Source organism: Microcoleus sp. S1D4 (assembly GCF_036700765.1).
Taxonomy (GTDB): Bacteria; Cyanobacteriota; Cyanobacteriia; order Cyanobacteriales; family Microcoleaceae; genus Microcoleus.
On record NZ_JAUBPP010000002.1, the window covers coordinates 51,615 to 63,159 of the forward strand.

The 11,545-nt window shown below is 44.8% G+C and carries 9 protein-coding genes; 2 read left to right on the forward strand and 7 right to left on the reverse strand.

Translation table 11 applies throughout. The features are described from left to right. Window positions 1-45 precede the first annotated feature (45 nt). From QT998_RS02660 to rfbF, 5 genes are all read right to left on the reverse strand, one after another. Complete coding sequence (locus QT998_RS02660) at window positions 46-813, reverse strand: metallophosphoesterase family protein (protein ID WP_194069461.1); 768 nt, start codon at window positions 811-813, stop codon at window positions 46-48. A gap of 416 nt (window positions 814-1,229) precedes the next feature. Then, window positions 1,230-1,976: a DUF1995 family protein gene (locus tag QT998_RS02665; protein WP_333090475.1), complete on the reverse strand. Its 747-nt coding sequence runs from the start codon at window positions 1,974-1,976 to the stop codon at window positions 1,230-1,232. A gap of 149 nt (window positions 1,977-2,125) precedes the next feature. Beyond that, window positions 2,126-2,857 carry a cyclase family protein gene (locus QT998_RS02670; RefSeq protein ID WP_333117599.1) on the reverse strand — a complete coding sequence of 244 codons (732 nt, stop codon included), beginning with the start codon at window positions 2,855-2,857 and terminating at the stop codon, window positions 2,126-2,128. A gap of 111 nt (window positions 2,858-2,968) precedes the next feature. Beyond that, a complete protein-coding gene (locus QT998_RS02675) occupies window positions 2,969-4,051 on the reverse strand; it encodes an acyl-CoA dehydrogenase family protein (RefSeq protein WP_333117597.1) in 1,083 nt (360 codons plus the stop codon). A gap of 176 nt (window positions 4,052-4,227) precedes the next feature. After that, complete coding sequence (gene rfbF, locus QT998_RS02680) at window positions 4,228-5,004, reverse strand: glucose-1-phosphate cytidylyltransferase (RefSeq protein ID WP_333117596.1); 777 nt, start codon at window positions 5,002-5,004, stop codon at window positions 4,228-4,230. Window positions 5,005-5,314: 310 nt separating this feature from the next. On the opposite strand from rfbF, the gene QT998_RS02685 reads away from it, so the two are divergent. Both QT998_RS02685 and QT998_RS02690 read left to right on the forward strand, forming a co-directional pair. Beyond that, window positions 5,315-5,854 carry an RNase A-like domain-containing protein gene (locus QT998_RS02685; RefSeq protein WP_333090470.1) on the forward strand — a complete coding sequence of 180 codons (540 nt, stop codon included), beginning with the start codon at window positions 5,315-5,317 and terminating at the stop codon, window positions 5,852-5,854. Further along, window positions 5,851-6,162 carry a contact-dependent growth inhibition system immunity protein gene (locus QT998_RS02690; RefSeq protein ID WP_333090469.1) on the forward strand — a complete coding sequence of 104 codons (312 nt, stop codon included), beginning with the start codon at window positions 5,851-5,853 and terminating at the stop codon, window positions 6,160-6,162. Before QT998_RS02685 ends, QT998_RS02690 begins: the two co-directional genes overlap by 4 nt. 99 nt (window positions 6,163-6,261) lie before the next feature. Here the strand turns inward: QT998_RS02690 and QT998_RS02695 are convergent, their stop codons facing one another. Then, a complete protein-coding gene (locus tag QT998_RS02695; protein ID WP_333117594.1) occupies window positions 6,262-7,587 on the reverse strand; it encodes a GH39 family glycosyl hydrolase in 1,326 nt (441 codons plus the stop codon). Between the two features lie 213 nt (window positions 7,588-7,800). Beyond that, window positions 7,801-11,307, reverse strand: a complete 3,507-nt coding sequence (locus tag QT998_RS02700) for a glycosyltransferase (protein WP_333117592.1) — start codon at window positions 11,305-11,307, stop codon at window positions 7,801-7,803. Between the last annotated feature and the right edge of the window lie 238 nt (window positions 11,308-11,545).

Consider the following 11,545-nt stretch of genomic DNA (forward strand, 5'->3'; position numbering starts at 1 on the left):
CGATTTTGTCGATCGAACTCAAACTAACGCACCCTACAACTTAATTTAACCCTGCTGCTGAACAACAGGGTTAATCTGACTTTTCGGGAATGTAATCTGTGGCTTCAATTGTCGGACAACTTCGTCAAACGGCACAATTCGGACTTGATTGTTAAACACATTTACTTGATAAACTCTGCGGTAGTTGAGGTCAAATCCAGTCAGCCAGCCGCTTTTGGGATGATAAGCACCCGTGTCAATATCCAACCACCCTTGGCCCCTGACTAATTCCCCAGGCCTCACACCCTCAAAGGTAAAAGTGATCGTGTGACCGGTAATAATTAATTTGTTGGGAAAATACGGTTTCGATATCGTGTGAAATTCTTTGCGAATCCAGCACAGTTGTTCGCTAGACTGTTCGTTAATTGGCATAGCCGGATGCACGCCCGCGTGTACCAGCCAGATATCGCCTAAGTCAATGTACGTAGGGAGCGATCGCAGCCAATCTAAGTGTTTGTACGGCATCATCCCTGTCTCTTTGTAGCTGGCGACTGTCGCCTCCCCGCCACTGTACATCCAAAATTGCCACGCCCGCATATCCACCTGCGGCCCCGACAAAGCCTCCAGCATCAGTTGTTCGTGGTTTCCCAGCAGAGTTTGGTAGGGGCTGTGCTGCACAAAATCTAATACCTGAGCGCTTTTGGGCCCGCGATCGATTAAATCTCCCAAAAAATAAACGCGATCCTTCAAGCTCGGGGCAAGCGCCTCTAGCAAGAGCATTAAGCCGTCGTAATGCCCGTGTACGTCCCCGATAACAATGCGTCGGTACTCCACTGTGTTTATCCGCTTCCCTGACTCAAAACCCCAATTACTTGCTTATACCATCTGATTTTGATGCTATTTCCTTCATTCTTTAGGGAGGAGGGGTCTCACCCATTATAGTCCTTGCGATCGAGATTCAGTAATTTTCCCTAATATCTGTTTGTCTTGCTACAGATAGCAAAACTGGCAAGCTTTTCATTGGGTTTCTGCAACTGTTATTACTGAGTCAATCTATTTTAGATACTTCGACTTCGCTCAGTACGAGTTTTAGATTTTAGATTTTAGATTTACTCGACAGTTATTTGTCGATCGATTGACTCGAAAATAACTCACTTCTGTAGGGTGCGTCAGTCAAGACCTATCTATATAAATCAAAAATAATCCTAGCTGACGCACCCTACAATACCACGATCGAGCGTTAACAAATCTCACTGAGTCAAAGCTTTGAGAAAAGTCTGAAGTTCTGCCAAAAAACTTTTCTTTTTTAGCGGTTTAACAGGTGCGTTGGAATTTGGATCGACGGTTCCCAAAGCTTTATTTAAAATCCGCTCTAAATCGTCTCCGACGGGTTTTTGGGCGGTTTCAGAAATTAGTTCGTATTCGTCATTTGTTTCCAGCCAAACTTGCCAGGGTTGCGGGTAACAGCGGAATAAAGCCGCATTGTCTAGGGGCCTGATGTAGTAGGAGGATTCGATTTTGTTGAGGAATCGATCGCGCAATTGGCGGGCTGCATAGCCTATCCCTATAGTAGCAACATCTTCGAGTCGCGGGTTGAGTATAATTACCGGACGCCCCCCCGTCGCTAAGTAGAGTTTTTCGACTTGCGCCACTTCTACCGCCGCCGGATTCACTAACAAAAACAGTTCGTCTTCCGGTGCTATTTTCTCTTCAATAGGGGTGCGGCTGCTACCCAAATCAGTCACTTTAAACAGTGTTTCTCCCCAGTCGCGACGGGCGAGGGCCGCCGCACCGGTATCGGGAAAAAAGACTTTGACTCCAGAGTGAATTTCCTCAAATTCTGGGAGAAATTGTTGGGCGATAGACTGTGCTTGCAGTGCTATTTCGGGAAATACTAATTCGACTTGCAGGAGATTTTTGCCGTCCGAGAGGGCGGCGGCTGTTGCACTGCGCGATTGGGCGATCGCCTCGTTGAGATCCTTTGGCAGTTCTGTCATCAATCTTAATTATTTTTACTCGACTTCTCTCACTTTAATTTTACCGCAATAAGCTAATCAACACTAACATTCTATATCAAACAATAATCCAACCATGAGTGAGGTGCGCTTCAGACCAGCCCCAACAAACACTTTAAATGTGCAAGCGTTTAAGCTACAAAAGCTAACACTGACACGGGCGAGCCTGAGCCTCCCAACAAACGTAATATTCCGATAACCAAAGTGATATCAGTAGCAGGTAACAAGTGGAGATTTGCTAGATTTTCCAGCACTATTCGCTGCTTTCCCAATACCATTTTGTTAACCGCAAAACTTTCATCTTGTCCTGGATCTACTCCGTGGGTATCGGTTCCTATTCCAGCGACTGAGCGTTCTTCCAGCAAAAATTGAGTTGCTGCTTTGCCAAATCCGGGAAAGTGGCAAATTCCGCCTGCATCGGGATTGAAAAATGCTTGCTTGTTATCCCATTTTTCTTGCCACCCAGTATACAATAAAACGATCTTTCCCGGTTCTATAAGTTTGTGCTGTTGTTCCCAATTTAATATATCACTTACAGTTAAAGTGTAGTCTGGATTGGCAACAGTTGCCTCGCGGATGTCGATCGCAATTGCGGGCGAAACTAGCGACTGCGCCTCGTAATTATCAACACTCGCGCCGGCTGGATCGAAGCTGTTGGGTGCGTTGATGTGAGTGCCGCTGTGTTCTCCTATTGAAAATTTTCGTAGGAAATAGCCGTGTTTTTCTATTTGAGATACGGTTTCAAATGCGATCGCCGGATCTCCGGGCCAGATGGGAATATTTGGATGAATTGCATGGGTTAAGTCGATAATGTTTCTGTAGGCGATCGTTTTTAAATTGTTTGAGTTAAAGTTGTTTGTCATCGGCAAAAATTAAGAATTTCGGCGGTTGAAAGCGCTCCTTGTCAAGCACAAATGAATCGGCAGTTGAAACCGCTCCTTGTCAAGCGAAGTCCACTTCTAGCGGACTAAAAGCTAGCTGACAATTCGATCGAGCGCAGCTTCCATCACGTCCTTGGTTTGCCCGGAAACAGTATACACCAAAGCTTCTCGATAAACTCTCCCGGCGGGGTGCTGCGTACCGTTAGCCGCACCGCCGGAAACTACAACTGCTGCGTGCCCGCAACGCACCGCTAAGTCAATGGCTGCGGCTCGGAGCGCTAATTGTTCTGCTTTTGAGCTATGTTGAGATTGTCGGAAATTCTGTTTTAGCCGATCGAGCTTTTGCTCCAATTTTTGGCAAGTCGTCGCCATCACAGGCGAATCTTTAGCAGTCGCCACTGTTGCAATTACATCCAATCCCGCTCTAATACAGCCAAAAGTAGCCGGCACAGAATTCAGGATATTTTTGCTGTCGTTTTCGGCTATCCACCCGACAGGTTTAACCGAAATTATTTCCGATTCATGCAGCAACCAATTATCGAGAGTTGCTGTCACAGTATTAGTCGAGTTCATGGCGATTAACTGCATGATTTCGCTGACAGCTATTTTACCATATTCACGATCGATATTGGCAAAAGGTAGCACACCAAAAACCGCGCGATTGTCTGGAAGTAGCGCAGCCACAATAAACTTTTGAAACAAGCCAAAACCTGTAATCCAAGGAATATTCCCCGACAGTAAATAGCCATCCTTTGTGGGAGTTGCGGTGACAGCCGGATTACCCGTTAGCGAAGCCCTCGAAGAGGATCGCCTTAAATGCGAAAACCCAACACCTAAGCGTAACTCTTTTTGGGCGATCGCCCGCAAGTAGATATTTTTTAGCATTTCATTGTCGCTGCTGGCAATCATCGCAGTTGCGCTGTGGTGCTGAGTTTGCAGGAAAGCCAAAGCGCCGGAATATCGAGCCGTCAATTCCTGATATTCGTAAAAACCCTCCGGTGGAATGTCCGCGCCGCCCCATTTTAGCGGAACTCGCAACGCTAAGAGCGATCGACTTTCCAACCCAGCAACTGCTATTTTCAGCGCTTCCGAGTCGCCGTCGATAACTTCGGCGCGGGGTACAACACACTCTTTGAGATAACTTTCTGTGATGTTTAGAATATTTGTGAAATCCATTTTTTATGATAATTTTATTGAAAAATGGGCTGTTAAAACCAGCTTTATACAAACAAAACCCACCTGGTGTAGGTTGAAGACAAGACGATTAAAATTACTTTATTTTTTCAGTCTGCAAAGGCAGGCTTCGTGTGTGTAAACCTGGTTTCAAACGCCGTCCGATCTTTTGCTCTAATTTATCCCCACACTTTCCAAGGAGCCTTCCCTTCATCCCAAAGTTCGTTTAAATACTTGTATTCTCGGTAAGTATCCATTGCAAAGAAAAAGCCCTCATGACGGTAAGCCATCAACTGTCCCTCTGCCGCCAAACGCTGCATCGGCTCCTGTTCTAAAACACAATCATCCCCACCCAAATACTCAAATACCCGGCGGTTAAACACAATATATCCAACACTAATCCAGCCGTCTATTTGAGGTTTTTCAGTAAATTCTACTACGCGGCTGTCGCTGTCTACATCCAAAATTCCAAAGCGAGAAATCGGGCGAAATGTAGTCACAGTTGCTAGCTTTCCGTGAGACTTGTGAAACTCCATCAATTTATCAATATTGACATCAGCAACTCCATCACCATATGTCACCATGAAATTCTCGTCATCGATATATTTTTCGATCCGTTTCACCCGTCCTCCCGTCAAGCTTTCTGCGCCAGTGTCAGCCAGCGTTACATTAAAATCTTGTTCGCGATGTTCCTCATGATAGGTAATGCTATTTTTGCGTCCCAGACAGACAGTAAAGTCATTGTTCATGGCTTCATAATTGAGGAAATATTCCTTAATCATGTTCCCGCGATAGCCCAAGCACACAATGAAGTTTTGGAAGCCGTAGTGGGCATAGATTTTCATGATGTGCCAAATAATCGGACGCCCGCCGACATCAACTAAAGGTTTTGGACGAAATTCTGTTTCTTCTCTGAGACGAGTACCGAGGCCGCCAGCGAGGATAACTACTTGCATTTTTCCACCTTTTGAAAGCTCATCAATTAATGTATCATCAATTATTTGTATTTTTTCTAAATAATTATTAACATTTTTTCGCGGTTAGTGAAGCTTTGTGAAGCGCAGAAATCATCCCCTATGCTCAATAATTCTAGGGTAAGTACCGCTCACCTTAAATTTATGAATAATCGCCATCGCAGTAATTCTAGGGCGATGCACCGCGCACCGTATATTAAAATGCTGCGCGCAATTCTTAACTAACTAATGGTAAAATATGAAGTAGAAAAAAAATAGTATATAACTCTGCAAATGAACATAAGAAACAGCAATGAGAACTCAATTTGATCGTCTCAAACAGTTTTTAGGTATCATAGGCGCGATCGCCTCAATAACAATCTTATTCCAATCGGCAATACCTGATGTTTACGCCACGGTTATTGGGTCGGAAATTTCCAGCATACCACAAACCACTCTAGCTTTTGTGCCTAGCATACCGGGCGGCGGATTGGATGTTCACGAAGCTGCGGGAGGACATACTTTAGAAAGACACGTTGGCAAAACAGAAGCACAACTAGCACAGCGACTCGCAAGCGAAAGGAGAATTTCTGCCGCATCTTCCTTTACTGACCGTTCCGTCGCCGAAGCGGCCATTGCCGAAGCAATGAACAGAAACCAAAGTGCGATCGACTCCTGGGTTAAAAGTCGAGGAAATCGTTATACGATCGACTATAACGCCAACAGAATAATTGGCATTACTTTGCGCCGCCGCGCATCGAAAGCAACTTCAGCATCTCGCCTGAAAATCGTCCTCCAGCGCAGTGCCAAATTACCTCCCGGATACTTTATTCTCACAGCTTATCCCGAATGATCAATCAATTTCCTAATTTAACCCAATTTTTCAGTTCCTACTTTCACCAAGACTGGCCGCTAGAAGCTGACACTCCCAGCGATGTAGTGAACAACTACCTGAGCAGCGAACCGCGCGAAAGTGTTGAAGCCGCATCGCAAGAGCTCAGCAAACTGCTAGAAATGCCGATCGCCCCAGCCGACTTAGAAACATTCATCCTCGATGAATTAGGCTGTTACTATGACCCACAATCGGAAAATCAAACAGTCAGAGAATGGCTGGAATCCGTGCAAAAATCTTTGACAAATCCACATAATTCGGCGGTTTAAACCGCCGAATTCTACTCGTTCCCGGCTCTGCCTGGGAACGCATATCTGGAGGCTCTGCCGACCTTTTCGTTGAACTATCGGGCGGTTTCAACCGCCATATTACCTAACCGTCAATACATAACCTTCATGAACCTTGAAATTAGGAATAACATAATTCAAGTTATTTCCCCCAACCGAAACAGTGTCTTCTTTGACAGTAATAAGTTTTGGCACAGCGCCTTCTAGATTGTTGGGAATTTTCTCTAATTTCAGAGTAATCTTTTGATTCTTTTCAATACCTAATTGCCGCAAATTTGCCAGCGTCAAGGTAACGGTTGTGGCCGAGGAATAATTGCGATCGAAATAACCTAAAAGTACCTGTGCTTTACCTTGAGGAGTTGACTTGCTGGCTAAAGCGACAAGGCGATCGTTATCCGATCGGCTCAGCACCCGCGAATTCACTCCGTCAGCATAAGCTTTGTATGTCCACCAAGCGGCCCTAGGCTCAAAAGTATTAGGCGTAACCATCCCACTCAGCGTATTGTTGAAGCAATTGCTAACTTTTTGAACTCCGGTTGTATCCCAACAAGCCCTACAAGCACCATCAGCTTTTGCATACTCCAAGTTATACAAATAACCTAAAATTTCCCCCGGCTGATATTGAGCTAATTCCCCAACAATTTCGTTAACGTAAATTTTTTGCAATTTCAGTTCCCTGTAAAAAGGACTTTGTTGAAAATTGCGTTTGGCATCGATTACGTGGTCGTCCACAAATAAAATTATCGTATCGTTGAGTTCGTGCCAAGCTAGGAAATTTACTTCTAGTTTGTTGGCTTTGCAGTAATCCAAAAAGGCGGCGAGGTATTCTTTGTTGTAAGTGCTGATGCTCGGCCCGCCAATCACGGCTGTTGGCCCCAATTCTTCCCGCAAGATTTTGTAAGCTCTTTTGTAGGTTTCAAAGAATTGTTCTCTGCTACCATTCCAAAATGGATTTTTTAAATCGGGTTCATTCCATACATCCCAAATAATTTTTTTGCCTTTATTTTGCTGGGCTAACTGTCGGATGAATGCTTCCCACGCAGGGTAGTTTTGATAGGGCCAGCCATTAGGATTGCTGCCGTAGCCCCAGAGGTCGCTAACTAATAGTTGAAATTCGGCTCCGCTGGCAATTACTCGATCGTAAATGTCGAGTCTTCCCGCCCGCCACAGCTTCGGCTGCAAGGGTTTGATTAAGTTGTCTGGGGGCTTGCTGGGGTCGATGCCGTGCAAGATGCCGCTCATGGACGTTATACCGACGGCTGGTTGTCCAAAATCTACTGTGATGTTCGATCGCATTTGGGCGATCGCTCTTTGCTGCCCAAAATAGGCGATTAACAGCATAGTTACCACAGCCAAGCAAATTGGCAGCAGCTTGTTAATAGGTTTGAACTTGAAGGTGAATTGCATATTGTATTTGCTGGCGAAGTGAACAACAGGAAGCAATGACAAACCTTAGTAAGTTTGTAGTGAGGACTTTAGTCCTTCCTAAAAGATTTTAGATAAGAAAGACTTGCATTTTTTACGACAAGCCAAGAAAGAATGCAAGTTCTTACTACCAACTAACAAGGACTTGCATTCCTTACTGCAAACCATTTTTTAGAAATGGGAACGCACAAAGTCTTAACGAACAGACAAGGCAACTTCAAAACCCTGGATTGATGCTATCAATTCTTGCCAAGCTTCAGAATCAACTAGCGAGCGAGTATCAAGTTTAACGCCCTTTTCGGCAGATAGTGTCACAAAATTCGTGATCCAGCTCAAAATAGTTTCCGTTGTAAACAGCGGCGTGCATTTCCATGATAACTGCAACTTCTCCGCCATCCCGGACATATCTCCGCGATCGAAAGCTTGCCATGCCTGCCATACTAGATAATAGTAATTGAGCATACTGTCAACTTGCTGAATCTGCTTTTGGACTTTTGGGGCTACCGCAAATTTATCTCGATTGCTGCTAGCAGATAAGACTTCTGCGATAACTTCTGCGTATTCCCCAAGCATCCGTTCTTCCTTGAACATTTCTGCAGCCCGCAGTTTGCAAGCTTGTCCTGCAAGCCTCCGCAATTCGGGGTTTTGTGCCCAGAGTTCTATCGTTTCTGCTAACTCTCGCGCTGTCTGTTTAGGGTCAATTTTGGGATCGGCGATTAACTTTCCGGTGTCTCCCAACTCTTCGGGAATACCGCTGACTGCTGTAGCAATTACGGGCAGTTCTTTCGCCATTGCTTCCATAATTGCTAGCGGCATTCCTTCGGATTCGGAAGATAAAATAAAGATGTCGCTGGCGTCCAACCAATCGGCAATATCCCACCGCTGCCCTAAGAATTTAACTTGTTCGGTGACTCCTAATTCGCTAACAGTTGCTCTCAATTCCGGCTCCATATTGTCGTGAGTGGTAGAACCGGGGCCGGCCCACACAAAGTATAGCTGCGGCCAAATTGGTAGATTTTTCAGTTGGGCGATCGCCTGCAATTGATACTGATATCCTTTAATTGGAGTCAGTCTCGCCGCCGTGAAACAAACCACAGCTTCTTCGGGGATGCCTTGTTCTCGGCGCAAGCGTTGGCGGTTGGAAAGATTGGGCGGTTCAAAATAACTGTCCGGCCTGCCGTAATAAATAACTTTTCCCTGTTCCAGAGGTGTTTTAAACAAACTCTTGAACAAGTTTAAATTTTCGTGGGAAACAGCGATGACGGATTTGGCTAAATCGTACTGATAGGCGACTGCATCGAAATAGGGAACTTGATCGCCACGGTTGAAATGTTGATAAGTGCGATCGATATAACCGAGAGTAATTACATAAGGTATGTTTTGCTTAATCGCCACTTGTTTTGCAGCAAAATTTGCGATCGGCCAGCCATCGCTAAAGATAATTAAATCCGGTTGAGCTTCTGCATAAATTCTTTCAGCATCCGCACAATTGTAAGCAATTCGCAAAAACTCCTTCATTGTGTCGAACTCCAGCCAAATATGCTCGATACCTAGCTGCTGCTGTTCGGTAATTAAAGGATTAGAAGTTTTAGTTTGTACGCTAGTAACTCGGTAGCCGTCGGCTGCTAATTTGCAAAGCAGCGAGTGGTTGAATTGCGCTAAACCGCCGATTCCGTGGTCTTCTGCGTACAGGAGTACGTGCCTTCCCAATTGACGGGAACTTGAACTAGGCGCTGATTTAAATTGATAGGTATTGTTGACAGCCTCTACAACTATGTCTTGCCATTCTGGTAAATTGGTCAAGGCATAAGCATCAAAACTATTGCTGTATTCTTCCGAAGAAACTCTAAAAGTTTCCAACCATTTGAAAACAGTTTCCGAGCCAGTAAAAGGAGTATAGTACAGAGATTTTTGCAGACACTCGACCATTTCAGCCAAATATCCGTCGCGATACATCCGCCACGCTATCCACACTAAACATTTGTAACGTTCTGCCTTTTTTAATTTGCGAATGCGATCGGGCAAATCGGGTCTGACGAAAAATTGCTCCATCACAATTTCCATACTTTTCATCACTTTTTGCCCGCCGGACATCAAATTTTTATCGTGCTGGCGGTAGCAGGTTAATACCTCTTTCAACCAAGCACATTTGCAGCCTTTTAAAGTCAAACGCAAAGCAAAATCTAAATCTTCGGTTGGCGGAAAGCGAGGGTCAAAACCGCCCAGACGTTCCCACCACTCGCGCCGCAGCATCATCGCGCTGGGACGCACGCTTTTGTACAGAACAAAGGTTTCTAAATCTAAGTTTGGCGATTCTTCCCAAGGCAGGGATGCGTAGATATCTTTTCCGGCTTCATCAACTATCAACCAGCCGTTTTGTACCATCCCTAAAGAAGGGTCAGCTTCAAAAAAAGCAATTTGTTTTGCAAGTTTTTCTGGCAGAAAAAAGTCGTCAGCATCCAGAAAAGCTAAGAATTCGCCTTTGGCAATCTCGCAAGCGCGATTCCGAGCTATTGCTGCGCCTTGATTTTCCTGATAGACGTACTGAATTACATCGCGGTAAGCATCTAAAACTTGGCGAGTGTTGTCTGTAGAACCGTCGTCTACGACTATGATTTCCCAGTCTTGGTAAGTTTGATCGATCGCGCTTTCTAAGGCATTCACAATGTAGCGTTCGCAGTTGTATGCCGGGATAATGACGCTGACTCTGGGTGTTTTTGAGGAAAGTATGCTAGCCATTAACTTTTTCCAGTCCGATAAATTTCTTAATATTTCAAAGTCGATTGTACGTCGGTAAACTAGGGCAATAGAAGCCAGACGTTGGAGCCAATTTGTGACTGTTTTTTTTGCGGGATAGGGACTGTAGCGGAGAGATTTTTGAAAAAAATCAACCGCCTCAACTGGATAGTTACTATAGTACAATTGCCACGCCATCCAAGTCAATGCTTCGTAGAAAGCCGGATTTTCTAATTCGCGGATGTGCTGCGGTAAATCGGGGTTGGCGAAAAATTGCTGTTTTAAGGTAATAAAAAGATTTGCTTGTTTCAGGGCTTTTTTGATTGATACATTTTTGTCGTGCTGGCGGTAGGATACTGTGATTTGAGGGAGCCAAGCTGCTTCGCAACCCAGCACTGCTAAACGCAGCACTAAATCTGAATCGTCTACTGAATCAAACTCTGAGTTAAACCCGCCGGCCATTTCCAGCCACTGGCGCGAAAACATCATGGCGCTGGGAAGTACGGGCATTTGTACTATCCAAGTTTCTAAGTTTAATTTGGGGAAATACAGCCAAGGTGTGATGTCGGAAATTGCGTCGCCTTGCTCGTTAACTAAACGCCAGCCACTGTTGACAATTCCTAATGATGGTGAGGAGCGAAACAGTGCTATTTGTGCGGCTAATTTATCGGGTAAAAAGAAGTCATCTTGATCTAAAAATGCTATAAATTCGCCTTTTGCTTCCTGAATTCCTCGGTTGCGGGCGGCTGCTACTCCTCGATTTTCTTGATATACATAGCGAATTTTGTCCAGATAAGGCTGCAATACCTGATGTGTCTCATCTGTGGAACCGTCGTCTACAACGATAATTTCCAAATTTGTAAAAGTTTGCCCGATCGCGCTTTCTACGGCTTGCGCGATGTAGCGATCGCCATTATATGCTGGTATAATTACGCTGACTAGCGGTGTTTGATTAACTGTTGACATTATTTGATTCGCTTTTAAGTATAAGGAAAAAGTCATTGGTCATTAGTCATTGGTCATTGGTCATTAGTCATTGGTCATTAGCGCGAACGTCCCCGCTCGCGAACTTTATTAGTCATTGGTGATTAGTCATTGGTGATTAGTTATTGGTTATTGGTCATCAGGAAGAGGCAAGCAGGAAGAAAAATACATCACAATATCGATCGCGATCCGTATTTGGCGTTTGATTAAGTGGATTTAC

Bases quoted from the DNA above. Each gene is read 5' to 3' on its own strand.
- QT998_RS02700 (WP_333117592.1), bottom strand. From the start codon at position 11,307: ATGTCAACAGTTAATCAAACACCGCTAGTCAGCGTAATTATACCAGCA.
- QT998_RS02675 (WP_333117597.1), bottom strand. From the start codon at position 4,051: ATGGATTTCACAAATATTCTAAACATCACAGAAAGTTATCTCAAAGAG.
- QT998_RS02695 (WP_333117594.1), bottom strand. From the start codon at position 7,587: ATGCAATTCACCTTCAAGTTCAAACCTATTAACAAGCTGCTGCCAATT.
- QT998_RS02670 (WP_333117599.1), bottom strand. From the start codon at position 2,857: ATGACAAACAACTTTAACTCAAACAATTTAAAAACGATCGCCTACAGA.
- QT998_RS02690 (WP_333090469.1), top strand. From the start codon at position 5,851: ATGATCAATCAATTTCCTAATTTAACCCAATTTTTCAGTTCCTACTTT.
- QT998_RS02665 (WP_333090475.1), bottom strand. From the start codon at position 1,976: ATGACAGAACTGCCAAAGGATCTCAACGAGGCGATCGCCCAATCGCGC.
- rfbF (WP_333117596.1), bottom strand. From the start codon at position 5,004: ATGCAAGTAGTTATCCTCGCTGGCGGCCTCGGTACTCGTCTCAGAGAA.
- QT998_RS02685 (WP_333090470.1), top strand. From the start codon at position 5,315: ATGAGAACTCAATTTGATCGTCTCAAACAGTTTTTAGGTATCATAGGC.